The following is a 26,299-nucleotide window of genomic DNA, read 5'->3' as shown; positions in this document are numbered from 1 at the left end:
GCTAAGCCAGGCTCTATCAAGCCGCACACTAAGTTCGAATCTGAAGTTTATATCCTTCAAAGGCTACCGTCCGCAGTTCTACTTCCGTACTACTGACGTGACTGGTACCATCGAACTGCCGGAAGGCGTAGAGATGGTAATGCCGGGCGACAACATCAAAATGGTTGTTACCCTGATCCACCCGATCGCGATGGACGACGGTCTGCGTTTCGCAATCCGTGAAGGCGGCCGTACTGTAGGTGCGGGCGTTGTTGCTAAAGTAATGAGCTAATTATTTATTAATTAGCTTTGAGCTTAAAAAGGGCGCTTAGGCGCCCTTTTTGCTACCTGTGATTTAACCGTTGTCATATTTGTTCGCATTTTTTGTTCATTCTTCCATCGCGTAAATAACGTTGTGCTATTGTAATCATAACTATTCTCATTTACACTTTGCGCAGAAATTGAACGGGAGCGATCATGTACGTTTGTTTGTGTAATGCGATAAGTGATAAAAAAATTCGTCAGGCTGTTCGCCAGTTTCATCCTCAGTCCTTTCAGCAATTACGTAAATTTATTCCTGTTGGAAATCAGTGCGGTAAGTGCATTCGTGCCGCCCGCGAAGTCATGCAGGATGAATTAACGCAAATGCCAGAATTTAAAGAGATCGCCTAAGTCACACTCTTTTTTTTGACATCCCTGTAGCCCCATCTACGCTCTAAGAGTGGAAGCGGAGGGACTATAAAATGAAAGGTGATGTTAAAATCATAAATTATCTCAATAAACTATTGGGAAATGAGCTTGTCGCAATCAACCAGTATTTTCTCCATGCCCGTATGTTTAAAAACTGGGGACTGACTCGCCTCAATGATGTTGAGTACCATGAATCAATCGATGAGATGAAACACGCTGATAAATACATTGAGCGTATTTTATTCTTAGAAGGTCTCCCAAACTTACAGGATCTAGGCAAGTTGGGGATTGGTGAAGATGTTGAAGAGATGCTGCAATCAGATCTTCGACTCGAGCTTGATGGCGCGAAAGATTTACGAGAAGCCATTGCTTATGCCGATAGCGTTCATGACTATGTTAGTCGGGACATGATGATTGAGATCCTGACCGAAGAAGAAGGACATATCGATTGGCTCGAAACGGAGTTGGATCTGATCGGAAAACTTGGGTTGCAAAACTATCTGCAATCGCAAATTAAAGTCAGTGACTAACCGCCTTGTATCAGATTTAGCCAGCCAACAACAAAACCCGCAGCCGCCAGATATGGCCCAAAAGGCAGCGGGTTTTTTAGTTTCCTTTTTCCATGCGTTATAAATGCTACGCCTGCCATGCAGCAAGCCAGCCCGGCGGCAAGTAAGATCAACAGGGGTAATGAGTCCCATCGATGCCACGCGCCAAGTGCGGCGAGAAATTTTACGTCCCCATAACCTAATCCTTCCTGGTGCCATGCCAGGCGGTATCCCCAGTAGAACAGAGAAAATACACCATACCCTGCAATGGCACCCCAAAGTGCATCGGACAACTGTGTAGGGTTGCAACATTGATGAAAAAGAAGACCACTCCAGAGAAGAGGGCAGGTGAATTTGTCGGGAAGCAGTCCGGTACGTAGGTCATGGACTAAGAGCAACCCTGATAGCGAAACATAAATCAGCAGAAAGGGAAAATCGATGTACATGGGCAAGCCTCATCTGGCAAAGCGTTTACCCTCGGGTAAACCCGGCGGCTCTACAAGTCCGGGATGTGGGTTATGGATACTCTTTTCCACGGAAAATGCGTTGCACCACAGGACATACAATCAGAGTGGAAGGAGGCCTGCATTTGTGAACGAGTGATTAATTTCTACGCGGCACTTGCTTAAGACTGAGATTTACGTATAATGCGCGGGCTTGTCTAATATTGACAGCGGTTCGATATGAGCCACCGGTACTGCGAAAGCAATACCAGACAATGTTCCCAATTGGGGAACTCTGTAAGAACGGTTACACTCTCCCATCAATCGTAATGGGTTTGAGGAGTAACTATTTCGTCTATAAAATAATTGGAGCTCTGGTCTCATGCAGAACCAAAGAATCCGTATCCGTTTGAAAGCGTTTGATCATCGTCTGATCGATCAATCAACCGCGGAAATCGTCGAGACTGCCAAGCGCACTGGTGCGCAGGTTCGTGGTCCGATCCCGCTGCCGACCCGCAAAGAGCGTTTCACCGTTCTGATCTCCCCGCACGTCAACAAAGACGCGCGTGATCAGTACGAGATCCGTACTCACAAGCGTCTGGTTGACATCGTTGAGCCAACTGAAAAAACCGTTGATGCTCTGATGCGTCTGGACCTGGCTGCCGGTGTAGACGTGCAGATCAGCCTGGGTTAATCAGGTCATCGAGCGATTGAGAGGTTGATACAATGATTGGTTTAGTCGGTAAAAAAGTGGGTATGACCCGCATCTTCACTGAAGATGGCGTATCTATCCCAGTAACCGTTATCGAAGTTGAAGCAAACCGCGTTACTCAGGTTAAAGATCTGGCTAACGATGGCTATCGCGCTGTTCAGGTTACCACCGGTGCTAAAAAAGCTAACCGCGTAACTAAGCCGGAAGCTGGCCACTTTGCTAAAGCTGGCGTAGAAGCTGGCCGCGGCCTGTGGGAGTTCCGTCTGGCAGATGGTGAAGAATACACCGTTGGTCAGAACATTAGCGTTGAACTGTTTGCTGACGTTAAAAAAGTTGACGTAACCGGTACCTCTAAAGGTAAAGGTTTCGCTGGTACCGTTAAGCGCTGGAACTTCCGTACCCAGGACGCGACTCACGGTAACTCCTTGTCTCACCGCGTTCCGGGTTCTATCGGTCAGAACCAGACTCCGGGCAAAGTGTTCAAAGGCAAGAAAATGGCAGGTCAGCTGGGCAACGAACGTGTCACTGTTCAGAGCCTGGACGTAGTACGTGTTGACGCTGAGCGCAACCTGCTGCTGGTTAAAGGTGGTGTTCCGGGTGCGACCGGTTGCGACCTGATCGTTAAACCAGCTGTGAAGGCGTAAGGGGATAGCAATGGAATTAGTATTGAAAGACGCGCAGAGCGCGCTGACTGTTTCCGAAACTACCTTCGGTCGTGATTTCAACGAAGCGCTGGTTCACCAGGTTGTTGTTGCTTATGCAGCTGGTGCTCGTCAGGGTACTCGTGCTCAGAAGACTCGTGCTGAAGTAACTGGTTCAGGCAAAAAGCCGTGGCGCCAGAAAGGTACCGGCCGTGCGCGTTCAGGTTCTATCAAGAGCCCGATCTGGCGTTCAGGTGGCGTGACCTTCGCTGCTCGCCCGCAGGACCACAGTCAAAAAGTTAACAAAAAGATGTACCGCGGCGCGCTGAAAAGCATTCTGTCCGAACTGGTACGTCAGGATCGTCTGATCGTTGTCGAATCATTCTCTGTAGAAGCGCCTAAAACTAAGCTGCTGGCACAGAAACTGAAAGACATGGCTCTGGAAGATGTGCTGATCATCACCGGTGAGCTGGACGAAAACCTGTTCCTGGCTGCGCGCAACCTGCACAAGGTTGACGTACGCGATGCAACTGGTATCGACCCGGTTAGCCTGATCGCCTTCGACAAAGTCGTAATGACTGCTGATGCTGTTAAGCAAGTTGAGGAGATGCTGGCATGATTCGTGAAGAACGTCTGCTGAAAGTGCTGCGCGCACCGCACGTTTCTGAAAAAGCGTCTACTGCGATGGAAAAAACTAACACCATCGTTCTCAAAGTTGCTAAAGACGCGACCAAAGCAGAAATCAAAGCTGCTGTGCAGAAACTGTTTGAAGTCGAAGTCGAAGTCGTTAACACCCTGGTAGTTAAAGGGAAAGTTAAACGTCACGGACAGCGTATCGGTCGTCGTAGCGACTGGAAAAAAGCTTACGTCACCCTGAAGGAAGGCCAGAATCTGGACTTCGTCGGCGGCGCTGAGTAAGTCGGAGGAGTAATACAATGGCAGTTGTTAAATGTAAACCGACATCTCCGGGTCGTCGCCACGTTGTTAAAGTGGTCAACCCAGAGCTGCACAAGGGCAAACCTTTTGCTCCGCTGGTTGAAAAAAACAGCAAATCCGGTGGTCGTAACAACAATGGCCGCATCACCACGCGTCACATCGGTGGTGGTCACAAGCAGGCTTATCGTATTGTTGACTTCAAACGCAACAAAGACGGTATCCCGGCAGTTGTTGAACGTCTTGAGTACGATCCGAACCGTTCCGCGAACATCGCGCTGGTTCTGTACAAAGACGGTGAACGCCGTTACATTCTGGCCCCTAAAGGCCTGAAAGCTGGCGACCAGGTTCAATCTGGCGTTGATGCTGCAATCAAAGCAGGTAACACCCTGCCGATGCGCAATATCCCGGTTGGTTCTACCGTTCATAACGTAGAAATGAAACCAGGTAAAGGCGGTCAGCTGGCACGTTCCGCTGGTACTTACGTTCAGATCGTTGCTCGTGATGGTGCTTATGTCACCCTGCGTCTGCGTTCTGGTGAAATGCGTAAAGTCGAAGCAGACTGCCGTGCAACTCTGGGCGAAGTTGGCAATGCTGAGCATATGCTGCGCGTTCTGGGTAAAGCAGGTGCTGCACGCTGGCGTGGTGTTCGTCCTACCGTTCGCGGTACTGCGATGAACCCAGTCGACCACCCACATGGTGGTGGTGAAGGTCGTAACTTTGGTAAGCACCCGGTAACTCCGTGGGGCGTTCAGACCAAAGGTAAGAAGACCCGCAGCAACAAGCGTACTGATAAATTCATCGTACGTCGCCGTAGCAAATAATTTTAGAGGATAAGCCATGCCACGTTCTCTCAAGAAAGGTCCTTTTATTGACCTGCACTTGCTGAAGAAGGTAGAGAAAGCGGTGGAAAGCGGAGACAAGAAGCCCCTGCGCACTTGGTCCCGTCGTTCAACGATCTTTCCTAACATGATCGGTTTGACCATCGCTGTCCATAATGGTCGTCAGCACGTTCCGGTATTTGTTTCCGACGAAATGGTCGGTCACAAACTGGGTGAATTCGCACCGACTCGTACTTATCGCGGCCACGCTGCTGATAAAAAAGCGAAGAAGAAATAAGGTAGGAGGAAGAGATGGAAACTTTAGCTCAACATCGCCATGCTCGTTCTTCTGCTCAGAAGGTTCGCCTTGTTGCAGACCTGATTCGCGGTAAGAAAGTGTCGCAGGCCCTTGATATTCTGACCTACACCAATAAGAAAGCGGCTGTACTGGTTAAGAAAGTCCTGGAATCTGCCATTGCTAACGCTGAACACAACGATGGCGCTGACATTGACGATCTGAAAGTTACGAAAATTTTCGTAGACGAAGGCCCGAGCATGAAGCGCATTATGCCGCGTGCAAAAGGTCGTGCAGATCGCATCCTGAAGCGCACCAGCCACATTACTGTGGTTGTGTCCGATCGCTGAGACTCTGGAGACTAGCAATGGGTCAGAAAGTACATCCTAATGGTATTCGCCTGGGTATTGTAAAACCATGGAACTCAACCTGGTTTGCGAACACCAAAGAATTCGCTGACAACCTGGACAGCGATTTTAAAGTACGTCAGTACCTGACTAAGGAACTGGCGAAAGCGTCTGTATCTCGTATCGTTATCGAGCGTCCGGCTAAGAGCATCCGTGTGACTATTCACACTGCTCGCCCGGGTATCGTTATCGGTAAGAAAGGCGAAGACGTAGAAAAACTGCGCAAAGTCGTAGCGGATATTGCTGGCGTTCCTGCTCAGATCAATATCGCCGAAGTGCGTAAGCCTGAACTGGACGCAAAATTGGTTGCTGACAGCATCACTTCTCAGCTGGAACGTCGCGTTATGTTCCGTCGTGCTATGAAGCGTGCTGTACAGAACGCAATGCGTCTGGGCGCTAAAGGTATTAAAGTTGAAGTTAGCGGCCGTCTGGGCGGCGCGGAAATCGCTCGTACCGAATGGTACCGTGAAGGTCGCGTTCCTCTGCACACTCTGCGTGCTGACATCGACTACAACACCTCTGAAGCGCACACCACTTACGGTGTAATCGGCGTTAAAGTGTGGATCTTCAAAGGCGAGATCCTGGGTGGTATGGCTGCTGTTGAACAACCGGAAAAACCGGCTGCGCAACCTAAAAAGCAGCAGCGTAAAGGCCGTAAATAAGGAGCGTCGCTGATGTTACAACCAAAGCGTACAAAATTCCGTAAAATGCACAAAGGCCGTAACCGCGGTCTGGCGCAGGGTACGGATGTTAGCTTCGGCAGCTTCGGTCTGAAAGCTGTTGGCCGTGGTCGTCTGACTGCCCGTCAGATCGAAGCAGCACGTCGTGCTATGACCCGTGCAGTTAAGCGTCAAGGTAAGATCTGGATCCGTGTATTCCCGGACAAACCGATCACTGAAAAGCCGCTGGCAGTGCGTATGGGTAAAGGTAAAGGTAACGTGGAGTATTGGGTTGCCTTGATTCAGCCGGGTAAAGTCCTGTATGAAATGGACGGCGTACCGGAAGAGCTGGCCCGTGAAGCATTCAAGCTGGCAGCAGCGAAACTGCCGATTAAAACCACCTTTGTAACTAAGACGGTGATGTAATGAAAGCAAAAGAGCTGCGTGAGAAGAGTGTTGAAGAGCTGAACACCGAGCTGCTGAATCTGCTGCGTGAGCAGTTCAACCTGCGTATGCAGGCTGCAAGTGGCCAGCTGCAACAGTCTCACCTGTTGAAGCAAGTGCGTCGTGATGTCGCACGCGTTAAGACTTTACTGACTGAGAAGGCGGGTGCGTAATGACCGATAAAATCCGTACTCTGCAAGGTCGCGTTGTTAGCGATAAAATGGAGAAATCCATTGTTGTTGCTATCGAACGTTTTGTGAAACACCCGATCTACGGTAAATTCATTAAGCGTACGACCAAACTGCACGTACATGACGAGAACAACGAATGCGGTACTGGTGACGTGGTTGAAATCCGCGAATGCCGTCCGCTGTCCAAGACTAAGTCCTGGACGCTGGTTCGCGTTGTAGAGAAAGCTGTTCTGTAATACAGTAGGCATTCTCAACGAATAAACGGCTCAGCGATGAGCCGTTTATTTTTTCTACCCATATCGTTTAAGCGGTGTTATAATGCCGCGCCCCCGATATGGGGCTTTTTAACGACCTGATTTTCGGGTCTCAGTAGTAGTTGACATTAGCGGAGCACTAAAATGATCCAAGAACAGACTATGCTGAACGTCGCCGACAACTCCGGTGCACGTCGCGTAATGTGTATCAAGGTTCTGGGTGGCTCGCACCGTCGCTACGCAGGCGTCGGCGATATCATCAAGATCACCATCAAGGAAGCAATTCCGCGTGGTAAGGTCAAAAAAGGTGATGTGCTGAAGGCGGTAGTGGTGCGCACCAAGAAGGGTGTTCGTCGCCCGGACGGTTCTGTCATTCGCTTCGATGGTAATGCATGCGTTATTTTAAACAATAACAGCGAGCAACCTATCGGTACGCGTATTTTTGGGCCGGTAACTCGTGAACTTCGTAACGAGAAGTTCATGAAAATTATCTCTCTGGCACCAGAAGTACTCTAAGGAGCGAATCATGGCAGCGAAGATCCGTCGTGATGACGAAGTTATCGTGTTAACCGGTAAAGATAAAGGTAAACGCGGTAAAGTAAAAAATGTCCTGTCTTCCGGCAAGGTCATTGTTGAAGGTATCAACCTGGTTAAGAAACATCAGAAGCCGGTTCCGGCCCTGAACCAACCAGGCGGCATCGTAGAGAAAGAAGCAGCTATTCAGATCTCTAACCTTGCTATCTTCAACGCGGCAACCGGCAAGGCTGACCGTGTAGGCTTTAGATTCGAAGACGGCAAAAAAGTCCGTTTCTTCAAGTCTAACAGCGAAACTATCAAGTAATTTGGAGTAGTACGATGGCGAAACTGCATGATTACTACAAAGACGAAGTAGTCGCTAAACTCATGACTGAGTTTAACTACAATTCTGTCATGCAAGTCCCTCGGGTCGAGAAGATCACCCTGAACATGGGTGTTGGTGAAGCGATCGCTGACAAGAAACTGCTGGATAACGCAGCAGCTGACCTGACAGCAATCTCCGGTCAAAAACCGCTGATCACCAAAGCACGCAAATCAGTTGCAGGCTTCAAAATCCGTCAGGGCTATCCGATCGGCTGTAAAGTAACTCTGCGTGGCGAACGCATGTGGGAGTTCTTTGAGCGCCTGATCACTATTGCTGTTCCACGTATCCGTGACTTCCGTGGCTTGTCCGCTAAGTCTTTCGACGGTCGTGGTAACTACAGCATGGGTGTCCGTGAGCAGATCATCTTCCCAGAAATCGACTACGATAAAGTCGACCGCGTGCGTGGTTTGGATATTACCATTACCACTACTGCGAAATCTGACGAAGAAGGCCGTGCTCTGCTGGCTGCCTTTGACTTCCCGTTCCGCAAGTAAGGTAGGGTTACTGAATGGCTAAGCAATCAATGAAAGCACGCGAAGTAAAGCGCGTAGCTTTAGCTGATAAGTACTTCGCAAAACGCGCTGAACTGAAAGCTATTATCTCTGATGTGAACGCGACCGACGAAGATCGTTGGAACGCAGTTCTCAAGCTGCAGTCTCTGCCGCGTGATTCCAGCCCGTCCCGTCAGCGTAACCGCTGCCGTCAAACAGGTCGTCCGCATGGCTATGTGGGCAAGTTCGGGTTGAGCCGTATCAAACTGCGTGAAGCCGCCATGCGCGGTGAAGTACCAGGCTTGAAAAAGGCTAGCTGGTAATTACCAATTGAATCACGGGAGTAAAGACAGATGAGCATGCAAGATCCGATCGCGGATATGCTGACCCGTATCCGTAACGGTCAGGCCGCGAATAAAGCTGCGGTCACCATGCCTTCCTCCAAGCTGAAAGTGGCAATTGCCAACGTGCTGAAGGAAGAAGGTTTTATTGAAGATTTTAAAGTTGAAGGCGACACCAAGCCGGAACTGGAACTTACTCTCAAGTATTTCCAGGGTAAAGCTGTTGTAGAAAGCATTCAGCGTGTCAGTCGCCCAGGTCTGCGCATTTATAAGCGTAAAGACGAGCTGCCGAAAGTTATGGCTGGCATGGGTATCGCAGTTGTTTCTACCTCTAAAGGTGTTATGACTGATCGTGCAGCGCGCCAGGCTGGTCTTGGTGGCGAAATTATCTGCTACGTAGCCTAATCGGAGGAAAAAATGTCTCGTGTTGCTAAAGCACCGGTCGTTATTCCTGCCGGCGTTGATGTAAAAATCAACGGTCAGGTTATTACGATCAAAGGTAAAAACGGCGAGCTGACTCGTACTCTCAACGATGCTGTTGCAGTAAATCATGCAGATAATGCACTGACCTTCGGTCCGCGTGATGGTTACGCTGATGGATGGGCTCAGGCTGGTACCGCGCGTGCCCTGTTGAATGCAATGGTTGTCGGTGTTACCGAAGGCTTCACTAAGAAGCTGCAGCTGGTTGGTGTAGGTTATCGTGCAGCGGTCAAAGGGAATGTAGTAAACCTGGCTTTAGGTTTCTCTCATCCAGTTGATCATCAGCTGCCGGCAGGTATCACTGCAGAATGTCCGACTCAGACTGAAATCGTGCTGAAAGGCGCTGATAAACAGCTGATTGGTCAGGTTGCAGCAGATCTGCGCGCCTACCGTCGTCCTGAGCCTTACAAAGGCAAGGGTGTTCGTTACGCCGACGAAGTCGTGCGTACCAAAGAGGCTAAGAAGAAGTAAGGTAACACTATGGATAAGAAATCTGCTCGTATCCGTCGTGCGACCCGCGCACGCCGCAAGCTCAAAGAGCTGGGCGCAACTCGCCTGGTGGTACATCGTACCCCGCGTCATATTTACGCACAGGTAATTGCACCGAACGGTTCTGAAGTTCTGGTAGCTGCTTCTACTGTAGAAAAAGCTATCGCTGAACAACTGAAGTACACCGGTAACAAAGACGCTGCAGCAGCTGTGGGTAAAGCTGTCGCCGAACGCGCTCTGGAAAAAGGCATCAAAGATGTGTCCTTTGACCGTTCCGGGTTCCAATATCATGGTCGTGTCCAGGCACTGGCAGATGCTGCCCGTGAAGCTGGCCTTCAGTTCTAAGGTAGAGGTGTAAGATGGCTCACATCGAAAAACAAGCTGGCGAACTGCAGGAAAAGCTGATCGCGGTAAACCGCGTATCTAAAACCGTTAAAGGTGGTCGTATTTTCTCCTTCACAGCTCTGACTGTAGTTGGCGATGGTAACGGTCGCGTTGGTTTTGGTTACGGTAAAGCGCGTGAAGTTCCAGCAGCGATCCAGAAAGCGATGGAAAAAGCCCGTCGCAATATGATTAACGTCGCGCTGAACCACGGCACCCTGCAGCACCCGGTTAAGGGTACTCACACGGGTTCTCGTGTATTCATGCAGCCGGCTTCCGAAGGTACCGGTATCATCGCCGGTGGTGCAATGCGCGCCGTTCTGGAAGTCGCTGGAGTTCGTAACGTTCTGGCTAAAGCGTATGGTTCCACTAACCCGATTAACGTGGTTCGTGCAACTATCGATGGTCTGGAAAATATGAAATCTCCGGAAATGGTCGCTGCCAAGCGTGGTAAATCCGTTGAAGAAATTCTGGGGAAATAAACCATGGCAAAGACTATTAAAATTACTCAAACCCGCAGTGCAATCGGTCGTCTGCCGAAACACAAGGCAACGCTGCTTGGCCTGGGTCTGCGTCGTATTGGTCACACCGTAGAGCGCGAGGATACTCCTGCTGTTCGTGGTATGGTCAACGCGGTTTCCTTCATGGTTAAAGTTGAGGAGTAAGAGATGCGTTTAAATACTCTGTCTCCGGCCGAAGGCTCCAAAAAGGCGGGTAAACGCCTGGGTCGTGGTATCGGTTCTGGCCTCGGTAAAACCGGTGGTCGTGGTCACAAAGGTCAGAAGTCTCGTTCTGGCGGTGGCGTACGTCGCGGTTTCGAGGGTGGTCAGATGCCTCTGTACCGTCGTCTGCCGAAATTCGGCTTCACTTCACGTAAAGCAGCGATTACAGCCGAAGTTCGTCTGTCTGACCTGGCTAAAGTTGAAGGCGGTGTTGTAGACCTGAACACGCTGAAAGCGGCTAACATTATCGGTATCCAGATCGAGTTCGCGAAAGTGATCCTGGCTGGTGAAGTAACGACTCCGGTAACTGTTCGTGGCCTGCGTGTTACTAAAGGCGCTCGTGCTGCTATCGAAGCTGCTGGCGGTAAAATCGAGGAATAAGTAGCAGATGGCTAAACAACCGGGATTAGATTTTCAAAGTGCCAAAGGTGGCTTAGGCGAGCTGAAACGCAGACTGCTGTTTGTAATCGGCGCGCTGATTGTGTTCCGTATTGGCTCTTTCATTCCGATCCCTGGTATTGATGCCGCTGTACTTGCCAAACTGCTTGAGCAACAGCGAGGCACCATCATTGAAATGTTTAACATGTTCTCTGGTGGTGCTCTCAGCCGTGCTTCTATCTTTGCTCTGGGGATCATGCCGTATATTTCGGCGTCGATCATTATCCAGCTGCTGACGGTGGTTCATCCAACGCTGGCAGAAATTAAGAAAGAAGGGGAGTCTGGTCGTCGTAAGATCAGCCAGTACACCCGCTACGGTACTCTGGTGCTGGCAATATTCCAGTCGATCGGTATTGCTACCGGTCTGCCGAATATGCCTGGTATGCAGGGCCTGGTGATGAATCCAGGCTTTGCATTCTATTTCACCGCTGTTGTAAGTCTGGTTACAGGGACGATGTTCCTGATGTGGTTGGGTGAACAGATTACTGAACGTGGTATCGGCAACGGTATCTCAATCATTATCTTCGCCGGTATTGTCGCGGGACTCCCGCCAGCCATTGCCCATACTATCGAGCAAGCGCGTCAAGGCGACCTGCACTTCCTCGTGTTGCTGTTGGTTGCAGTATTAGTATTTGCAGTGACGTTCTTTGTTGTATTTGTTGAACGTGGTCAACGCCGCATTGTGGTAAACTACGCGAAACGTCAGCAGGGTCGTCGTGTCTATGCTGCACAGAGCACACATTTACCGCTGAAAGTGAATATGGCGGGGGTAATCCCGGCAATCTTCGCTTCCAGTATTATTCTGTTCCCGGCAACCATCGCGTCATGGTTCGGGGGCGGGACTGGTTGGAACTGGCTGACAACAATTTCGCTGTATTTGCAGCCTGGGCAACCGCTTTATGTGTTACTCTATGCGTCTGCAATCATCTTCTTCTGTTTCTTCTACACGGCGTTGGTTTTCAACCCGCGTGAAACAGCAGATAACCTGAAGAAGTCCGGTGCATTTGTACCAGGAATTCGTCCGGGAGAGCAAACGGCGAAGTATATCGATAAAGTAATGACCCGCCTGACTCTGGTTGGTGCGCTCTACATTACCTTTATCTGCCTGATCCCGGAGTTCATGCGTGATGCAATGAAAGTACCGTTCTACTTCGGTGGGACCTCACTGCTTATCGTTGTTGTCGTGATTATGGACTTTATGGCTCAAGTGCAAACTCTGATGATGTCTAGTCAGTACGAGTCTGCATTGAAGAAGGCGAATCTGAAAGGCTACGGCCGTTAACAGTCGCCCGAGAAGTTACGGAGAGTAAAAATGAAAGTTCGTGCTTCCGTCAAGAAATTATGCCGTAACTGCAAAATCGTTAAGCGTGATGGTGTCATCCGTGTGATTTGCAGTGCCGAGCCGAAGCATAAACAGCGCCAAGGCTGATTTATTCGCATATTTTTCTTGCAAAGTTGGGTTGAGCTGGCTAGATTAGCCAGCCAATCTTTTGTATGTCTGTGCGTTTCCATTTGAGTATCCTGAAAACGGGCTTTTCAGCATGGTGCGTACATATTAAATAGTAGGAGTGCATAGTGGCCCGTATAGCAGGCATTAACATTCCTGATCAGAAACATGCTGTGATCGCATTAACTTCGATCTACGGCGTCGGCAAGACCCGTTCTAAAGCCATTCTGGCTGCCGCGGGTATCGCTGAAGATGTTAAGATCAGTGAGCTGTCTGAAGAACAAATCGACACGCTGCGTGACGAAGTTGCCAAATTTGTCGTTGAAGGTGATCTGCGCCGTGAAGTTAGCATGAGCATCAAGCGCCTTATGGACCTTGGTTGCTATCGCGGTTTGCGTCATCGTCGTGGTCTCCCGGTTCGCGGTCAGCGTACCAAGACCAACGCACGTACCCGTAAGGGTCCGCGCAAACCGATCAAGAAATAATCGGGGTGATTGAATAATGGCAAAGGCACCAATTCGTGCACGTAAACGTGTAAGAAAACAAGTCTCTGACGGCGTGGCTCATATCCATGCTTCTTTTAACAACACCATCGTTACCATTACTGATCGTCAGGGTAACGCACTGGGTTGGGCAACAGCCGGTGGTTCCGGTTTCCGTGGTTCTCGCAAATCAACTCCGTTCGCAGCTCAGGTTGCAGCAGAGCGTTGCGCTGAAGCCGTAAAAGAATACGGTATCAAGAATCTGGAAGTTATGGTCAAAGGACCGGGTCCAGGTCGCGAATCTACTGTTCGTGCTCTGAACGCCGCTGGTTTCCGCATCACTAATATTACTGATGTGACTCCGATCCCTCATAACGGTTGTCGTCCGCCGAAAAAACGTCGCGTATAACGCTGTCGTTTCTAGGATTGTTGGAGAAAGAAAATGGCAAGATATTTGGGTCCTAAGCTCAAGCTGAGCCGTCGTGAGGGCACTGACTTATTCCTTAAGTCTGGCGTTCGCGCGATCGATACCAAGTGTAAAATTGAACAAGCTCCTGGCCAGCACGGTGCGCGTAAACCGCGTCTGTCTGACTATGGTGTGCAGTTGCGTGAAAAGCAAAAAGTTCGCCGTATCTACGGTGTGCTGGAGCGTCAGTTCCGTAACTACTACAAAGAAGCAGCGCGTCTGAAAGGCAACACCGGTGAAAACCTGTTGGGTCTGCTGGAAGGTCGTCTGGACAACGTTGTATACCGTATGGGCTTCGGTGCCACTCGTGCAGAAGCACGTCAGCTGGTCAGCCATAAAGCAATTATGGTAAACGGTCGTGTTGTTAACATCGCTTCTTATCAGGTTAGTCCGAATGACGTTGTTAGCATTCGTGAGAAAGCGAAGAAGCAGTCTCGCGTGAAAGCCGCTCTGGAGCTGGCTGAGCAGCGTGAAAAGCCAACCTGGCTGGAAGTTGATGCTGGCAAGATGGAAGGCACGTTCAAGCGTAAGCCGGAGCGTTCTGATCTGTCTGCGGACATTAACGAACACCTGATCGTCGAGCTTTACTCCAAGTAAAGCTTAGTACCAAAGAGAGGACACAATGCAGGGTTCTGTGACAGAGTTTCTAAAACCGCGCCTGGTAGATATCGAGCAAGTGAGTTCGACGCACGCCAAGGTGACCCTTGAGCCTTTAGAGCGTGGCTTTGGCCATACTTTGGGTAACGCACTGCGCCGTATTCTGCTCTCATCGATGCCGGGTTGCGCGGTGACCGAGGTTGAGATTGATGGTGTACTACATGAGTACAGCACCAAAGAAGGCGTTCAGGAAGATATCCTGGAAATCCTGCTCAACCTGAAAGGGCTGGCGGTGAGAGTTCAGGGTAAAGATGACGTTATTCTTACCTTGAATAAATCTGGCATTGGCCCTGTGACTGCAGCCGACATTACCCATGATGGGGATGTCGAAATCGTCAAGCCACAGCACGTGATCTGCCACCTGACCGATGAGAATGCATCTATTAGCATGCGTATCAAAGTTCAGCGCGGTCGTGGTTATGTGCCGGCTTCTACCCGAATTCATTCGGAAGAAGATGAGCGCCCAATCGGCCGTCTGCTGGTCGACGCATGCTACAGCCCTGTAGAGCGTATTGCCTACAATGTTGAAGCAGCGCGTGTAGAACAGCGTACCGACCTGGACAAGCTGGTCATCGAAATGGAAACCAACGGCACAATCGATCCTGAAGAGGCGATTCGTCGTGCGGCAACCATTCTGGCTGAACAACTTGAAGCTTTCGTTGACTTACGTGATGTACGTCAGCCGGAAGTTAAAGAAGAGAAACCAGAATTCGATCCGATCCTGCTGCGCCCTGTTGACGATCTGGAATTGACTGTCCGCTCTGCTAACTGCCTCAAAGCAGAAGCTATCCACTATATCGGTGATCTGGTACAGCGTACTGAGGTTGAGCTTCTTAAGACGCCTAACCTTGGTAAAAAATCTCTTACCGAGATTAAAGTCGTGCTGGCTTCCCGTGGACTGTCTCTGGGCATGCGCCTGGAAAACTGGCCACCGGCAAGCATCGCTGACGAGTAACCGGATCACAGGTTAAGGTTTTACTGAGAAGGATAAGGTCATGCGCCATCGTAAGAGTGGTCGTCAACTGAACCGCAACAGCAGCCATCGCCAGGCTATGTTCCGCAATATGGCAGGTTCACTGGTTCGTCATGAAATCATCAAGACGACTCTGCCGAAAGCGAAAGAGCTGCGTCGCGTAGTTGAGCCGCTGATTACTCTTGCCAAGACTGATAGCGTAGCTAATCGTCGTCTGGCATTCGCCCGTACTCGTGATAACGAGATCGTGGCAAAACTGTTTAACGAACTGGGCCCGCGTTTCGCGAGCCGCGCCGGTGGTTACACTCGCATTCTGAAGTGTGGTTTCCGCGCAGGCGACAATGCGCCGATGGCATACATCGAGCTGGTTGATCGTTCAGAGAAAACAGAAGCTGCTGCAGAGTAATCTGTAGTAACGTAAAAAAACCCGCCTCGGCGGGTTTTTTTATATCCGTCATATCCCCACTTATCTACAATATCTGTACTCTTTTTGTTCATCCCCTGGGGTGTTGTATGTGGTTACTGGACCAGTGGGCAGAGCGTCATATCATTGACGCACAATCTAAAGGTGAGTTTGATGATTTGCCGGGTGCAGGTGAGCCACTGACTCTTGATGATGATTCTCATGTCCCGCCGGAGCTTCGGGCCGGGTACCGTTTATTAAAAAACTCTGGGTGCCTTCCTCCTGAGCTCGAACAACGCAGAGAGGCGATGCAGTTGCTTGATATACTTGCAGGTATTCGCCAGGATGACCCTCGTTATCAGGATGTGAGTCGACGCCTGTCGCTACTTGAACTCAAACTTCGGCAGGCTGGACTCAGCACCGAGTTTCTACGTGGTGAATACGCAGATAAACTACTGCATAAAATTAATGATGAATAGCGGAGGACGTATGTACCGGATTGGTGAATTAGCGAAGCTGGCCGACGTGACGCCGGATACTATCCGCTACTATGAAAAGCAGCAGATGATGGAGCATGAAGTTCGTACTGAAGGCGGATTTCGGCTCTATACAGAAAGCGATCTGCAACGGCTGAAGTTTATTCGTTACGCGCGACAGCTAGGTTTCACGTTGGAGTCTATCCGTGAATTGCTTTCGATCCGTGTCGATCCGGAACACCATACCTGTCAGGAATCAAAAGGGATCGTCCAGGAACGATTGCAGGAAGTCGAAGCCCGTATAGCCGAACTTCAAACGATGCAACGATCGCTGCAGCGATTGAATGATGCATGCTGCGGCAAGGCACACAGCAGCGTCTACTGTTCTATTCTGGAGGCGCTTGAACAAGGTGCCAGTGGCACGACAACAGGTTGTTGATTTATTGAACGGGCGGGTCTACACTCGCGGCGTAAATTATTACCATAAACTGGAGATATTATGAGCCGTTATCAGCATACCAAAGGGCAGATAAAGGACAACGCCATTGAGGCGCTACTGCATGATCCACTTTTCAGGCAGCGTGTTGAGAAGAATAAAAAAGGGAAAGGTAGTTATCTGCGTAAAGGTAAACATGGCAATCGGGGTAACTGGGAGGCCAGTGGCAAGAAAGTGAATCACTTTTTTACCACTGGCCTTCTTGTTTCAGTGAGCGTTTAAGAACGATTATTCTGTTCTTTCAGTAGGTCACGAATTTCACTTAACAATACTTCCTCTTTAGAGGGAGCCGGTGGTGCTGCAGGTTCTTCCTCTTTTTTACGATTCAGTTTGTTGATCAGTTTGATCGCCATAAAGATAGCAAACGCCACAATAATGAAATCAAAGACGTTCTGAATAAATACACCGTAATGCATAACGACAGCCGGGATGTCTCCCTGCGCATCGCGCAATGTCAAAGCAAACTGTTTAAAATCGATCCCACCAATCAACAACCCCAGCGGCGGCATGATGATATCGGCAACCAGCGATGAAACAATCTTACCGAATGCCGCACCAATAATGACACCCACTGCCAAATCGACAACATTCCCGCGCATCGCGAATTCGCGAAACTCTTTAATAATGCTCATTTTATTCTCCCTATGCAGCTGACGTTTATAAGTTTAACAAATGTTAAGACATTTTCCATTTATGTATTGCTGAAAGGAAAATTTATTAGTCCATGAAAAATAAAGGGAAATAAAATGGGCGCTAAATAAGCGCCCAACTATTTACAGGAAGAAGGGACTTGGCTGGAATAACCGTTCGACGTCAGTAATAAACTTTTTGTCTGTCAGGAACATGATAACGTGATCACCCTGCTCAATACGCAGGTTGTCATTGGCTATCATCACGTCGTTACCTCGCACTACCGCACCAATAATGGTACCGGGTGGAAGTTTAATTTCGTCTATTGCGCGACCGACAACTCGTGATGTCGTCTCATCCCCGTGCGCGACAGCTTCAATCGCTTCCGCAACACCGCGTCGCAGCGAAGAAACGCCGACAATATCAGCTTTGCGAACATGGCTCAGTAGTGCAGATATGGTGGCCTGTTGCGGTGAAATCGCAATATCAATCACGCTACCCTGGACCAGATCAACATACGCTTTACGCTGGATAAGCACCATGACTTTCTTGGCGCCCATGCGTTTGGCGAGCATGGCCGACATAATGTTAGCTTCATCGTCGTTGGTTACTGCGATAAACAGATCAACTTGATCAATATGTTCTTCAGCCAGCAGCTCTTGATCCGAGGCATCGCCGAAAAAGACGATCGTATTTTGCAATTTCTCTGCAAGCTCGGATGCCCGTTGCTGATTGCGTTCGATCAGTTTGACGCTGTAATCTTTTTCCAGACGTCGGGCCAGACCAGCACCGATGTTTCCGCCACCCACTAACATAATACGCTTGTAGGGTTTTTCCAGACGCTGAAGTTCACTCATTACGGCACGAATGTGCTGTGAAGCTGCAATAAAGAACACTTCATCACCCGCTTCAACAATGGTAGAACCCTGTGGACGGATTGGCCTGTCATGACGGAATATCGCCGCAACGCGGGTATCGATGTGTGGCATATGCTCGCGCATTGTCGACAGTGCATTGCCGATCAATGGTCCGCCGTAATAGGCTTTGACCACCGCCAGACTGACTTTACCTTCGGCAAAATTTACTACCTGCAACGCACCTGGGTACTCAATTAGTCGATAGATGCTATCGATGACCAGCTGCTCTGGCGCAATCAGATGGTCGATAGGCACTGCGTCAGACTGGAACAGTTTATCTGCATCGCGAACATAATCCGGCGAGCGAATTCGGGCGATACGATTGGGGGTATTAAAGAGTGAGTATGCGACCTGACAAGCAACCATATTGGTTTCATCTGAGCTGGTCACTGCAACCAGCATATCGGCGTCGTCAGCTCCGGCCTCGCGCAGTACACGGGGATGGGAACCATGTCCTTGCACAACGCGGAGATCAAACTTGTCCTGCAGGCTGCGCAGACGCTCACCATTGGTATCGACTACGGTGATATCGTTGTTCTCTCCGACCAGGTTCTCAGCCAACGTACCGCCAACTTGCCCTGCGCCCAGAATGATAATTTTCATCAGTTGCGACCCGTTATTTCATCACTTCTTGATTAGCTTAGCGTAAAAGAAACCGTCACCTTCTTCTGCACCCGGTAAATTCTGACGCCCTGGCTGTTCCGGCGTACCCGTTTCACTTAATAGAGCGTCTGGCGTTCGTGCCAGGAAGGCAGAGATTTGCTGTTGGTTCTCTTCAGGTAAAATAGAACAGGTTGCATACACCAGCGTACCTCCTGGTTTCAGATGTGCCCAGGTCGAATTAAGTATTTCTGCCTGCAATTGGGCGAGTTCAGCAATATCCCGGTCGCGACGCAACCACTTTATATCGGGATGGCGGCGGATGACCCCAGTGGCAGAGCACGGTGCATCTAACAAAATGCGATCGAACAACTGCTCGCCGCACCATTGCTCAGGGAAACGACCATCGCCCTGTTTAACGGTTGCCTTCATGCCGAGGCGTTTCAGGTTGTCATAGACGCGCGATAGACGTTTTTCATCGACGTCGACAGCCATGACGCTCGCTTGCGGAGCGACTTCCAGGATATGTGTAGTCTTGCCGCCTGGTGCGCAGCACAGATCGAGGATTTGCTCACCATTCTGCGGTTGCAGATAGCTGACGCAGCCCTGGGCTGAAGCATCCTGAACGGTAACCCAACCCTGCTCAAAACCCGGTAGCGCCATAACTGAGGTCGGCGTTTCCAGGCGGACTGCGTCAGGATAGTTCGGGTGTGGGAAACCGGTGAGCCCTGCGTCATTCAGCAATTTCAACCACTCGTCACGAGAGTGGTGGTTGCGGTTTACACGCAGCCACATAGGTGGGCGCTGGTTATTGGCGGCAAGAATCGTTTCCCACTGCTGTGGATAGGCATTTTTGATACGCTTAACCAGCCATGAAGGGTGTAAAAAGCGCAGTTCGCTTTGTGCAAATTCGGTGAGCAACTCTTCCTGGCGGCGCTGAAACTGGCGTAATACGCCGTTAATTAGCCCTTTGAGCTGAGGTCGCTTGATAACGACTGCACCTTCAACGGTTTCAGCAAGCGCAGCATGTGGCGGAATGCGAGTATGCAAAAGTTGGTAGAAGCCAACCATAATCAGATAGTGGACCGTGCGCTGTTTGCCCGTCATCGGACGTTCCATCAACTGTTGAATCATCCACTCCAGTTGGGAGAGCGTACGTAAGACGCCGAAGCAAAGCTCCTGCAACAGCGCCTTATCTTTATCGGCTACTTTTTGCTGCATGGCGGGCAGCACGTTACTCAACGATTGGCCCTTTTCGACAACCTGTTCGACGGCCTGGGCCGCCATACTGCGTAAATTAAGATGTTTTTTCATAAGCGCAAAAATAAAAATGCCCGGAGGTTCCGGGCTTTAAAAGAGGTGGACCGTCAGATCAGACGATTCCCGGGCACAAACCACTCCCGACGCGAATTGAGTAGATCCTGTGCGCTCATCGCTTTCTTGCCAGCAGGCTGTAAAGCGATGAGATTCAGGATGCCGTCGCCTGTTGCGACCTGGATACCCTGCTTTGTCGCCTCAAGAATGGTGCCTGGCTCGGCCTGGGTGTTTACAGCAATAACCGAAGCTTGCCAGACTTTCACTGGCTGACCGTCGATTTCAAGCCAGCTCATTGGCCACGGGTTAAAGGCGCGGATGCAGCGTTCCAATTGAATAGCTGAAAGCGACCAGTCGATACGGGCCTCTTCTTTGCTGAGTTTTTCTGCATGCGTAACCAGTGATTCATCTTGTACTACTGGTTTTATCGTGCCAGCAGCAAGCTGTTTTAGCGTTTCAATCAGCCCCTGAGGCCCTAAATTTGCAAGCTTGTCGTATAACGAACCGCTGGTATCTTCTGCCGTAATTGGACAGGACAGCTTATGCAGCATATCGCCTGTGTCCAGACCGACATCCATCTGCATGATGGTTACACCGGTTTCGGTGTCGCCTGCCCACAATGAACGCTGGATCGGCGCGGCTCCACGCCAACGTGGAAGCAGAGAACCGTGAACGTTGATACAGCCCAGACGCGGCATATCCAGTACGGCTTTTGGCAGAATCAGGCCATATGCCACCACCACCATTACATCTGCGTGCAGATCAGAAACCAGTTGTTGGTTTTCCTGGGGACGAAGAGATACAGGCTGGAAAACGGGTATCTCTTTTTCTTCCGCCAGTACTTTCACCGGGCTGGGCATCAGCTTTTTACCACGTCCCGCAGGGCGGTCCGGTTGGGTAAACACCCCAACGACGTTATGTCCAGAAGATAACAGCGCGTCGAGATGACGCGCTGCAAAGTCAGGTGTACCCGCAAAAATAATACGTAGTGAGTCTGACACGTTGATTCTTGTCCTTAAGCTCGGGCGTTCAGGCGGTCGAGTTTTTCAACTTTCTGACGAATACGTTGTTGCTTCAACGGAGACAGATAATCGATAAACAGTTTACCGACCAGGTGATCCATTTCATGTTGGATGCATATAGCCAACAGGCCATCGGCCTCCAGTTCAAAAGGCTTGCCGTCGCGATCGAGCGCACGAATTTTTACTTTTTCAGCGCGTGGTACTAATGCACGTTGTTCAGGAATCGACAGGCAGCCTTCTTCAATGCCCGTTTCGCCGTCTTTCTCCAGCAGCTCTGGGTTAATGAGTACCAGACGCTCGTCACGGTTTTCAGAGACATCAATAACAATGATGCGCTGATGAATATCGACCTGTGTTGCGGCCAGACCGATACCTTCTTCGGCGTACATCGTTTCGAACATATCATCAACGATACGCTGAATTTCTGCATTCACTTCTTCAACCGGCTTTGCGACTTTGCGAAGACGCTCGTCCGGAATATGTAACACTTGCAAAACTGACATAGTTATCCAGAGTTGTGTTCAGGAATTGGAAAGATTATTACCTCTATTCTAGACAAAACCCGCTCTGATTGACAGCATCAGTGACCAATCGCAAAGATTGCCAGGACTGCTTGTGGCAGGGGAACAGGGATGACCCATATTGAGATTTGGTTACGTTTAGCACAAGTGAATGAACTGTATGGTGATGAGATGGTGCGCACTGCTCACTGGCTTATTGCTCAACCGGGTATTAACAATACGATACTTCGGCATGCAGGGCTCACTCCTCGCCAGATCGAACGTTTTCTGGCTTTTTCTGAGCAGTCACTGGAAAAAACGCTGCGTTGGCTTGAGTTACCCCATCATCATCTGGTTTTTGCCGACAGCAAGTATTTTCCGCCACAGCTGCGTGCTATTGAGGATTACCCTGGTGTACTTTTCATTGCCGGTCGCCCTGAGTGTCTTCACTCATTTCAAGTTGCTGTTGTCGGCAGTCGGCAGTACTCCTGGTATGGCGAACGATGGGCGCGGTTGTTCTGTGAAAAGCTTGCAGCATGTGGTGTGACGATCACTAGCGGACTGGCTAAAGGGATTGACGGTGTGGCGCATACTGCAGCGATAAATACACACGGGGCCAGTATTGCGGTACTGGGAAATGGTCTGGAAACCATATATCCACGGCGACATGTTCGTCTTGCTGAAAGCTTGATAGAGGCCGGGGGCGCGCTGGTGTCCGAGTTTCCTTTGGATATGCTCCCTTTACCGCGTAATTTTCCCCGACGAAATCGTATTATTAGTGGTCTAAGTAAGGGAGTACTGGTTGTTGAAGCGGCACAGCGTAGTGGCTCATTAGTCACTGCACGCTGTGCGCTGGAACAAGGACGGGAGGTTTTTGCTGTGCCTGGACCGATAGGGAGCCCGGGAAGTGAAGGCCCCCATTGGCTCATTCAGCAGGGAGCCATGCTTGTGACGGCACCAGAGGAAATACTGGAAAGTTTGCAATATGGGCTGCAATGGCTGCCAGATGAGCCTGAAAAATCAATTTATTCGCCGGATCACGAAGAGGTGGCATTGCCATTTTCAGAGCTCCTGGCTAACGTAGGAGATGAGGTAACACCTGTTGACGTCGTCGCTGAACGTGCCGGCCAACCTGTGCCAGAGGTAGTGGCTCAACTGCTCGAACTGGAGTTAGCAGGATGGATCGCAGCTGTACCCGGCGGCTATGTCCGATTGAGGAGGGCAAGCCATGTTCGACGTACTAATGTATTTGTTTGAGACATATATCCATAACGAAGCTGAGCTGCGTGTGGATCAGGACAAACTGGAACGGGATCTTACCGACGCTGGTTTTGATCGTGAAGACATCTACAACGCGTTACTGTGGCTGGAAAAGCTTGCTGATTATCAGGACGGCCTTGCCGAACCTATGCAGCTTGCATCAGATCCCCTTTCTGTACGTATTTATACTGCAGAAGAATGCGATCGGCTGGATGCGAGCTGTCGGGGGTTCCTGCTATTCCTGGAGCAGATTCAGGTGCTAAACCTCGAAACGCGAGAAATGGTGATAGAGCGCGTACTTGCGCTGGATACGGCTGAGTTTGAGCTGGAAGACCTGAAGTGGGTGATCCTGATGGTTCTGTTCAACATTCCAGGCTGCGAAAATGCCTATCAGCAAATGGAAGAATTACTCTTTGAAGTGAATGAAGGTATGCTGCATTAATCAATCTTCATTCAGTATGAGTTGTTATGGCTAAATCAGCACTGTTTACGGTGCGTAAAAACGAGCCCTGCCCACAATGTGGGGCTGAACTGGTTATTCGTTCCGGGAAACACGGCCCGTTTCTCGGTTGCTCACACTATCCAGAATGCGATTATGTCCGTCCGCTGAAATCATCTGCGGACGGACATATAGTCAAAGTTCTGGAGGGTAAATTCTGCCCTGCATGTGGCGCTGAACTGGTGCTGAGGCAGGGACGATTCGGTATGTTTATTGGGTGCAGTGATTACCCTGCCTGCGATCACACTGAGCTTATCGATAAGCCTGATGAAACCGCAATAGTATGCCCCCAATGTCAGACGGGCCATTTGGTTCAGCGGCGTTCACGTTATGGCAAAACCTTCTACTCCTGCGATCGCTATCCGGAGTGTCAGTTTGTCATTAACTTCAAACCGTTAGCCGGAGAGTGTCCAGAGTGCCACTATCCGCTACTCATCGAAAAGAAAACCGCGCAGGGTGTGAAGCATTTCTGTGCCAGTAAACAATGTGGAAAGCCGATCCCGGCGGAATAAAAAAGTGAATAAAAACCTGCCCATGGACCCCATCGCTGCCGCGATAGAGGTTCTGCAACAAGAAAATGTCATCGCTTATCCAACAGAAGCTGTTTTTGGTGTCGGGTGTGATCCTGACAGTGAAACGGCGGTAACGCGTCTGTTGGAACTCAAACAACGTCCAATAGATAAGGGTTTGATTTTGATTGCGGCAAACTTTGATCAACTCAAACCGTATATTGATGACAGCATGCTCACCGATGCTCAACGTGAAGCTGTTTTCGCGCGCTGGCCTGGCCCTGTCACCTTCGTGTTCCCGGCGCCTGCGACAACGCCGCGTTGGCTGACCGGCCGTTTTGATTCGCTCGCCGTGCGCGTCACGGATCACCCGCTGGTGGTTGCATTGTGCCAGGCTTATGGCAAGCCGTTAGTTTCTACTAGTGCCAACCTGAGTGGACTGCCACCCTGCAGAACGGTAGAGGAAGTACGAGCGCAGTTCGGGGAAGATTTTCCAGTGGTTGAAGGTCATACCGGCGGACGTTTGAATCCCTCGGAAATCAGAGATGCTTTGACGGGTGAACAGTTTCGACAGGGGTAATATGAAAGAAGCCTATGCTGTTTTTGGTAATCCGGTAGCGCACAGCAAATCGCCTTTTATTCATCAGCAATTTGCAGAGCAGCTGAAGATTGATCACTCTTATGGTCGGGTGTTGGCGCCCATCAATAACTTTGTGAATACGCTCAATGCCTTTTTTGCTGGTGGGGGGAAAGGGGCTAATGTTACCGTTCCCTTTAAAGAAGAGGCGTTTGCGCGCGCTGATGAACTCACAGAGCGGGCATCGCTGGCTGGGGCGGTCAATACTCTAAAACGGCTGGATGATGGGCGTTTACTGGGTGATAACACCGATGGTATCGGCCTGCTTAGCGATCTTGAGCGTTTGTCTTTCATTCATCCCGGGTCTCGTATCCTGCTGATTGGGGCTGGTGGAGCGTCCCGTGGCGTGTTGCTGCCTCTCCTGTCTATGGATTGCGCGGTGACTATTGTTAATCGTACCGCCTCACGTGCTGAAGAATTGGCGCAGATCTTCTCCCATACCGGCAGCGTTCAGGCGGTGGGAATGGATGATCTGGATAATGATGCCTTCGATCTGATCATCAACGCAACGTCCAGTGGTATTAGCGGTGATGTCCCAGCCATTCCTGCATCGCTTATTCATTCTTCTGTTTATTGCTACGACATGTTCTACCAAAAGGGGAATACCCCGTTCCTTTCCTGGTGCGTATCACATGGTGCAAAACATTGTGCCGATGGTTTGGGAATGCTGGTGGGGCAAGCGGCACATGCTGTTTTGCTCTGGCATGGTGTACTGCCGGAGATTGAGCCTGTGATTAAAACACTGCAACAGGAACTTTCTGCATGAATCAGGCGATTCAATTCCCTGATAGGGAAGAGTGGGTAGCGGATATTAATTCCGTCGTCTTCCCGGCGATGGTTCATGGTATGCAGCTAAAATGTGCCATCAAAGGAGAGACGCTGGCGCATCGCTTTGGCGGCGACACGCCTGAACAGTGGCTTGAAACTTTTCGCGAATATCGCTGGGATCTGGAAGAAGAGGCTGAAGCATTGATCCAGGCCCAGCAGGAAGATTATCAAGGTTGGGTCTGGTTATCCTGACCTAAATACTCATCTTTCCACTTTACGTAGTTGTTAGCAGAGTACTGTAGGCCTGCTTTCTCTTCATCAGTTAGTGGGCGGATTTGTTTAACCGGGCTTCCCAGATACAGATATCCGCTCTCCAGGCGCTTGTTTTGCGGGACCAGACTTCCCGCTCCGATCATGACGTCATCTTCTACTACTACGCCATCCAGCAAAATCGATCCCATACCGACTAAAACGCGGTTGCCAATGATGCAGCCGTGCAACATGACTTTATGACCTACAGTCACATCCTCGCCTACGATCAGAGGGTTACCCTGCGGATTAGATGTGGATTTATGTGTGACATGCAGCACGCTGCCATCCTGAATGTTTGTACGGGCACCAATCTGTACGTAGTTCACGTCGCCACGAATCGCAACCAGTGGCCAAATCCCGACATCATCAGCCAGACGAGCATCGCCAATGACAACACTACTACTATCGATCATGACGCGTTTGCCGATCTGTGGGAAAAGATCCTTATAAGGACGCAGTACATCAGACATGTTTACCTCAATGAAAATAGGGCGGTAATGAAGACTTTGGTTGGATTATTGAGACTGCGCAAGTGATTTAGTTATCAAAAATCAGCCAAATTGCACAGGAATGTAGCGAAAGGAGTGAAAAACAAACATTCGGCAAAAAAGATCCAAAAAACACTTGTGCTAAAAAATGGGATCCCTATAATGCGCCTCCATCGACACGGC

At 50.0% G+C, this 26,299-nt stretch carries 46 protein-coding genes and 1 pseudogene; 40 read left to right on the top strand and 7 right to left on the bottom strand.

Going from position 1 to position 26,299, the window contains the following annotated elements; translation table 11 throughout:
- From tuf to bfr, 3 genes and pseudogenes are all read left to right on the top strand, one after another.
- Nucleotides 1–271: pseudogene (gene tuf / locus FDX19_RS17235) on the top strand (elongation factor Tu); the annotation flags it as partial.
- 185 nt (nucleotides 272–456) lie between these two features.
- Nucleotides 457–651, top strand: coding sequence for a bacterioferritin-associated ferredoxin (gene bfd / locus FDX19_RS17230; RefSeq protein ID WP_003031111.1), 195 nt, complete (start codon nucleotides 457–459; stop codon nucleotides 649–651).
- Between the two features lie 71 nt (nucleotides 652–722).
- On the top strand, nucleotides 723–1,199 hold the full coding sequence (bfr, locus tag FDX19_RS17225) for a bacterioferritin (RefSeq protein WP_040232010.1): 477 nt from the start codon (nucleotides 723–725) through the stop codon (nucleotides 1,197–1,199).
- Here the strand turns inward: bfr and FDX19_RS17220 are convergent.
- Nucleotides 1,196–1,663, bottom strand: a complete 468-nt coding sequence (locus FDX19_RS17220; RefSeq protein ID WP_137383647.1) for an A24 family peptidase — start codon at nucleotides 1,661–1,663, stop codon at nucleotides 1,196–1,198. The two genes, bfr and FDX19_RS17220, sit on opposite strands and share 4 nt — an antisense overlap.
- 379 nt (nucleotides 1,664–2,042) lie before the next feature.
- Here FDX19_RS17220 and rpsJ point away from each other — a divergent pair, with 379 nt between their 5' ends.
- The 31 genes from rpsJ to arfA all read left to right on the top strand — a co-directional run bounded on the left by rpsJ (nucleotide 2,043) and on the right by arfA (nucleotide 16,882).
- Nucleotides 2,043–2,354 carry a 30S ribosomal protein S10 gene (rpsJ, locus tag FDX19_RS17215; RefSeq protein ID WP_001181005.1) on the top strand — a complete coding sequence of 104 codons (312 nt, stop codon included), beginning with the start codon at nucleotides 2,043–2,045 and terminating at the stop codon, nucleotides 2,352–2,354.
- A 32-nt stretch (nucleotides 2,355–2,386) separates the two neighbouring features.
- Complete coding sequence (gene rplC / locus FDX19_RS17210; RefSeq protein ID WP_003031117.1) at nucleotides 2,387–3,016, top strand: 50S ribosomal protein L3; 630 nt, start codon at nucleotides 2,387–2,389, stop codon at nucleotides 3,014–3,016.
- A gap of 10 nt (nucleotides 3,017–3,026) precedes the next feature.
- The gene (rplD, locus tag FDX19_RS17205) at nucleotides 3,027–3,632 is read left to right on the top strand and encodes a 50S ribosomal protein L4 (protein WP_003031119.1); all 606 of its coding nucleotides are present in this window, start codon (nucleotides 3,027–3,029) and stop codon (nucleotides 3,630–3,632) included.
- A complete protein-coding gene (rplW, locus tag FDX19_RS17200) occupies nucleotides 3,629–3,931 on the top strand; it encodes a 50S ribosomal protein L23 (RefSeq protein WP_000617546.1) in 303 nt (100 codons plus the stop codon). Before rplD ends, rplW begins: the two co-directional genes overlap by 4 nt.
- A 17-nt stretch (nucleotides 3,932–3,948) precedes the next feature.
- The gene (gene rplB, locus FDX19_RS17195; RefSeq protein WP_016154746.1) at nucleotides 3,949–4,770 is read left to right on the top strand and encodes a 50S ribosomal protein L2; all 822 of its coding nucleotides are present in this window, start codon (nucleotides 3,949–3,951) and stop codon (nucleotides 4,768–4,770) included.
- 16 nt (nucleotides 4,771–4,786) lie between these two features.
- The gene (gene rpsS, locus FDX19_RS17190; protein ID WP_001138115.1) at nucleotides 4,787–5,065 is read left to right on the top strand and encodes a 30S ribosomal protein S19; all 279 of its coding nucleotides are present in this window, start codon (nucleotides 4,787–4,789) and stop codon (nucleotides 5,063–5,065) included.
- 14 nt (nucleotides 5,066–5,079) lie between these two features.
- Nucleotides 5,080–5,412 carry a 50S ribosomal protein L22 gene (gene rplV / locus FDX19_RS17185; RefSeq protein WP_000448832.1) on the top strand — a complete coding sequence of 111 codons (333 nt, stop codon included), beginning with the start codon at nucleotides 5,080–5,082 and terminating at the stop codon, nucleotides 5,410–5,412.
- A 17-nt stretch (nucleotides 5,413–5,429) separates the two neighbouring features.
- Complete coding sequence (gene rpsC / locus FDX19_RS17180; RefSeq protein ID WP_000529945.1) at nucleotides 5,430–6,131, top strand: 30S ribosomal protein S3; 702 nt, start codon at nucleotides 5,430–5,432, stop codon at nucleotides 6,129–6,131.
- A gap of 12 nt (nucleotides 6,132–6,143) precedes the next feature.
- The gene (gene rplP / locus FDX19_RS17175; RefSeq protein ID WP_000941212.1) at nucleotides 6,144–6,554 is read left to right on the top strand and encodes a 50S ribosomal protein L16; all 411 of its coding nucleotides are present in this window, start codon (nucleotides 6,144–6,146) and stop codon (nucleotides 6,552–6,554) included.
- Nucleotides 6,554–6,745, top strand: a complete 192-nt coding sequence (gene rpmC / locus FDX19_RS17170; RefSeq protein ID WP_000644742.1) for a 50S ribosomal protein L29 — start codon at nucleotides 6,554–6,556, stop codon at nucleotides 6,743–6,745. Before rplP ends, rpmC begins: the two co-directional genes overlap by 1 nt.
- Entirely contained in the window at nucleotides 6,745–6,999 is a 255-nt protein-coding gene (rpsQ, locus tag FDX19_RS17165; RefSeq protein WP_003031120.1) for a 30S ribosomal protein S17, read from the top strand. Before rpmC ends, rpsQ begins: the two co-directional genes overlap by 1 nt.
- Nucleotides 7,000–7,161: 162 nt before the next feature.
- On the top strand, nucleotides 7,162–7,533 hold the full coding sequence (gene rplN / locus FDX19_RS17160) for a 50S ribosomal protein L14 (protein WP_000613954.1): 372 nt from the start codon (nucleotides 7,162–7,164) through the stop codon (nucleotides 7,531–7,533).
- Nucleotides 7,534–7,543: 10 nt separating this feature from the next.
- Nucleotides 7,544–7,858: a 50S ribosomal protein L24 gene (rplX, locus tag FDX19_RS17155; protein ID WP_003031122.1), complete on the top strand. Its 315-nt coding sequence runs from the start codon at nucleotides 7,544–7,546 to the stop codon at nucleotides 7,856–7,858.
- A gap of 14 nt (nucleotides 7,859–7,872) precedes the next feature.
- A complete protein-coding gene (rplE, locus tag FDX19_RS17150; RefSeq protein WP_003031123.1) occupies nucleotides 7,873–8,412 on the top strand; it encodes a 50S ribosomal protein L5 in 540 nt (179 codons plus the stop codon).
- Between the two features lie 14 nt (nucleotides 8,413–8,426).
- Nucleotides 8,427–8,732 (top strand): 30S ribosomal protein S14, encoded by a 306-nt coding sequence (gene rpsN, locus FDX19_RS17145; protein WP_003031125.1) that lies wholly within the window; start codon nucleotides 8,427–8,429, stop codon nucleotides 8,730–8,732.
- A 30-nt stretch (nucleotides 8,733–8,762) separates the two neighbouring features.
- On the top strand, nucleotides 8,763–9,155 hold the full coding sequence (rpsH, locus tag FDX19_RS17140) for a 30S ribosomal protein S8 (protein ID WP_003031127.1): 393 nt from the start codon (nucleotides 8,763–8,765) through the stop codon (nucleotides 9,153–9,155).
- Between the two features lie 12 nt (nucleotides 9,156–9,167).
- Nucleotides 9,168–9,701: a 50S ribosomal protein L6 gene (gene rplF / locus FDX19_RS17135; RefSeq protein WP_006687355.1), complete on the top strand. Its 534-nt coding sequence runs from the start codon at nucleotides 9,168–9,170 to the stop codon at nucleotides 9,699–9,701.
- Between the two features lie 9 nt (nucleotides 9,702–9,710).
- Nucleotides 9,711–10,064 carry a 50S ribosomal protein L18 gene (gene rplR / locus FDX19_RS17130; protein ID WP_000358956.1) on the top strand — a complete coding sequence of 118 codons (354 nt, stop codon included), beginning with the start codon at nucleotides 9,711–9,713 and terminating at the stop codon, nucleotides 10,062–10,064.
- A 14-nt stretch (nucleotides 10,065–10,078) separates the two neighbouring features.
- Nucleotides 10,079–10,582: a 30S ribosomal protein S5 gene (rpsE, locus tag FDX19_RS17125; protein ID WP_003031131.1), complete on the top strand. Its 504-nt coding sequence runs from the start codon at nucleotides 10,079–10,081 to the stop codon at nucleotides 10,580–10,582.
- A 3-nt stretch (nucleotides 10,583–10,585) separates the two neighbouring features.
- On the top strand, nucleotides 10,586–10,765 hold the full coding sequence (rpmD, locus tag FDX19_RS17120; RefSeq protein ID WP_001140434.1) for a 50S ribosomal protein L30: 180 nt from the start codon (nucleotides 10,586–10,588) through the stop codon (nucleotides 10,763–10,765).
- A gap of 3 nt (nucleotides 10,766–10,768) precedes the next feature.
- A complete protein-coding gene (rplO, locus tag FDX19_RS17115) occupies nucleotides 10,769–11,203 on the top strand; it encodes a 50S ribosomal protein L15 (RefSeq protein WP_001238917.1) in 435 nt (144 codons plus the stop codon).
- Nucleotides 11,204–11,210: 7 nt separating this feature from the next.
- A complete protein-coding gene (gene secY, locus FDX19_RS17110; protein WP_001118864.1) occupies nucleotides 11,211–12,542 on the top strand; it encodes a preprotein translocase subunit SecY in 1,332 nt (443 codons plus the stop codon).
- Between the two features lie 30 nt (nucleotides 12,543–12,572).
- The gene (gene rpmJ, locus FDX19_RS17105) at nucleotides 12,573–12,689 is read left to right on the top strand and encodes a 50S ribosomal protein L36 (protein ID WP_000868187.1); all 117 of its coding nucleotides are present in this window, start codon (nucleotides 12,573–12,575) and stop codon (nucleotides 12,687–12,689) included.
- A gap of 146 nt (nucleotides 12,690–12,835) precedes the next feature.
- Nucleotides 12,836–13,192 carry a 30S ribosomal protein S13 gene (gene rpsM / locus FDX19_RS17100; RefSeq protein ID WP_003031135.1) on the top strand — a complete coding sequence of 119 codons (357 nt, stop codon included), beginning with the start codon at nucleotides 12,836–12,838 and terminating at the stop codon, nucleotides 13,190–13,192.
- A 16-nt stretch (nucleotides 13,193–13,208) separates the two neighbouring features.
- Nucleotides 13,209–13,598 carry a 30S ribosomal protein S11 gene (gene rpsK / locus FDX19_RS17095; RefSeq protein WP_003031137.1) on the top strand — a complete coding sequence of 130 codons (390 nt, stop codon included), beginning with the start codon at nucleotides 13,209–13,211 and terminating at the stop codon, nucleotides 13,596–13,598.
- Nucleotides 13,599–13,631: 33 nt separating this feature from the next.
- Nucleotides 13,632–14,252: a 30S ribosomal protein S4 gene (gene rpsD / locus FDX19_RS17090; RefSeq protein WP_003031138.1), complete on the top strand. Its 621-nt coding sequence runs from the start codon at nucleotides 13,632–13,634 to the stop codon at nucleotides 14,250–14,252.
- A 25-nt stretch (nucleotides 14,253–14,277) separates the two neighbouring features.
- Nucleotides 14,278–15,267, top strand: coding sequence for a DNA-directed RNA polymerase subunit alpha (gene rpoA, locus FDX19_RS17085; protein ID WP_137383646.1), 990 nt, complete (start codon nucleotides 14,278–14,280; stop codon nucleotides 15,265–15,267).
- 40 nt (nucleotides 15,268–15,307) lie between these two features.
- Nucleotides 15,308–15,691 carry a 50S ribosomal protein L17 gene (gene rplQ / locus FDX19_RS17080; RefSeq protein ID WP_001216370.1) on the top strand — a complete coding sequence of 128 codons (384 nt, stop codon included), beginning with the start codon at nucleotides 15,308–15,310 and terminating at the stop codon, nucleotides 15,689–15,691.
- A gap of 107 nt (nucleotides 15,692–15,798) precedes the next feature.
- The gene (locus FDX19_RS17075; protein WP_137383645.1) at nucleotides 15,799–16,167 is read left to right on the top strand and encodes a DUF1992 domain-containing protein; all 369 of its coding nucleotides are present in this window, start codon (nucleotides 15,799–15,801) and stop codon (nucleotides 16,165–16,167) included.
- Between the two features lie 10 nt (nucleotides 16,168–16,177).
- Nucleotides 16,178–16,603, top strand: coding sequence for a Zn(2+)-responsive transcriptional regulator (gene zntR, locus FDX19_RS17070; protein WP_137383644.1), 426 nt, complete (start codon nucleotides 16,178–16,180; stop codon nucleotides 16,601–16,603).
- Nucleotides 16,604–16,663: 60 nt separating this feature from the next.
- Nucleotides 16,664–16,882: an alternative ribosome-rescue factor ArfA gene (gene arfA / locus FDX19_RS17065; protein ID WP_040232015.1), complete on the top strand. Its 219-nt coding sequence runs from the start codon at nucleotides 16,664–16,666 to the stop codon at nucleotides 16,880–16,882.
- On the opposite strand, the gene mscL is transcribed toward arfA, so the two are convergent.
- The 5 genes from mscL to def all read right to left on the bottom strand — a co-directional run bounded on the left by mscL (nucleotide 16,879) and on the right by def (nucleotide 21,646).
- Nucleotides 16,879–17,292, bottom strand: a complete 414-nt coding sequence (gene mscL / locus FDX19_RS17060) for a large-conductance mechanosensitive channel protein MscL (protein WP_137383643.1) — start codon at nucleotides 17,290–17,292, stop codon at nucleotides 16,879–16,881. The genes arfA and mscL overlap by 4 nt on opposite strands.
- A gap of 141 nt (nucleotides 17,293–17,433) precedes the next feature.
- Nucleotides 17,434–18,810, bottom strand: coding sequence for a Trk system potassium transporter TrkA (gene trkA, locus FDX19_RS17055; protein WP_137383642.1), 1,377 nt, complete (start codon nucleotides 18,808–18,810; stop codon nucleotides 17,434–17,436).
- Between the two features lie 21 nt (nucleotides 18,811–18,831).
- Nucleotides 18,832–20,121: a 16S rRNA (cytosine(967)-C(5))-methyltransferase RsmB gene (gene rsmB, locus FDX19_RS17050; RefSeq protein ID WP_137383641.1), complete on the bottom strand. Its 1,290-nt coding sequence runs from the start codon at nucleotides 20,119–20,121 to the stop codon at nucleotides 18,832–18,834.
- A gap of 53 nt (nucleotides 20,122–20,174) precedes the next feature.
- Nucleotides 20,175–21,122 (bottom strand): methionyl-tRNA formyltransferase, encoded by a 948-nt coding sequence (gene fmt, locus FDX19_RS17045; RefSeq protein WP_137383640.1) that lies wholly within the window; start codon nucleotides 21,120–21,122, stop codon nucleotides 20,175–20,177.
- Nucleotides 21,123–21,136: 14 nt separating this feature from the next.
- The gene (def, locus tag FDX19_RS17040) at nucleotides 21,137–21,646 is read right to left on the bottom strand and encodes a peptide deformylase (RefSeq protein ID WP_040232019.1); all 510 of its coding nucleotides are present in this window, start codon (nucleotides 21,644–21,646) and stop codon (nucleotides 21,137–21,139) included.
- 129 nt (nucleotides 21,647–21,775) lie between these two features.
- Between def and dprA the strand changes: the two genes are divergently transcribed.
- From dprA to FDX19_RS17010, 6 genes are read left to right on the top strand one after another with little or no spacing between them, the layout of a single operon-like run.
- Nucleotides 21,776–22,900: a DNA-protecting protein DprA gene (gene dprA / locus FDX19_RS17035; protein WP_137383639.1), complete on the top strand. Its 1,125-nt coding sequence runs from the start codon at nucleotides 21,776–21,778 to the stop codon at nucleotides 22,898–22,900.
- Nucleotides 22,872–23,345, top strand: coding sequence for a DUF494 family protein Smg (gene smg, locus FDX19_RS17030; protein ID WP_137383638.1), 474 nt, complete (start codon nucleotides 22,872–22,874; stop codon nucleotides 23,343–23,345). The genes dprA and smg overlap by 29 nt, the downstream gene beginning before the upstream one ends.
- Nucleotides 23,346–23,371: 26 nt before the next feature.
- Nucleotides 23,372–23,914, top strand: coding sequence for a type I DNA topoisomerase (locus tag FDX19_RS17025; protein WP_137383637.1), 543 nt, complete (start codon nucleotides 23,372–23,374; stop codon nucleotides 23,912–23,914).
- Nucleotides 23,915–23,918: 4 nt separating this feature from the next.
- Nucleotides 23,919–24,491 (top strand): L-threonylcarbamoyladenylate synthase type 1 TsaC, encoded by a 573-nt coding sequence (gene tsaC / locus FDX19_RS17020; protein ID WP_137383636.1) that lies wholly within the window; start codon nucleotides 23,919–23,921, stop codon nucleotides 24,489–24,491.
- 1 nt (nucleotide 24,492) lies between these two features.
- On the top strand, nucleotides 24,493–25,314 hold the full coding sequence (gene aroE, locus FDX19_RS17015; RefSeq protein ID WP_121585131.1) for a shikimate dehydrogenase: 822 nt from the start codon (nucleotides 24,493–24,495) through the stop codon (nucleotides 25,312–25,314).
- Complete coding sequence (locus FDX19_RS17010; protein ID WP_137383635.1) at nucleotides 25,311–25,568, top strand: DUF1488 domain-containing protein; 258 nt, start codon at nucleotides 25,311–25,313, stop codon at nucleotides 25,566–25,568. Before aroE ends, FDX19_RS17010 begins: the two co-directional genes overlap by 4 nt.
- On the opposite strand, the gene FDX19_RS17005 is transcribed toward FDX19_RS17010, so the two are convergent.
- Nucleotides 25,544–26,098, bottom strand: a complete 555-nt coding sequence (locus FDX19_RS17005) for a gamma carbonic anhydrase family protein (protein WP_121585129.1) — start codon at nucleotides 26,096–26,098, stop codon at nucleotides 25,544–25,546. The two genes, FDX19_RS17010 and FDX19_RS17005, sit on opposite strands and share 25 nt — an antisense overlap.
- Nucleotides 26,099–26,299 lie beyond the last annotated feature (201 nt).

Source organism: Citrobacter sp. wls619 (assembly GCF_005281345.1).
GTDB lineage: Bacteria > Pseudomonadota > Gammaproteobacteria > Enterobacterales > Enterobacteriaceae > Citrobacter.
The sequence above is the reverse complement of the archived record's forward strand: the minus strand, read 5'-3'. Positions and strand labels throughout refer to the sequence as shown.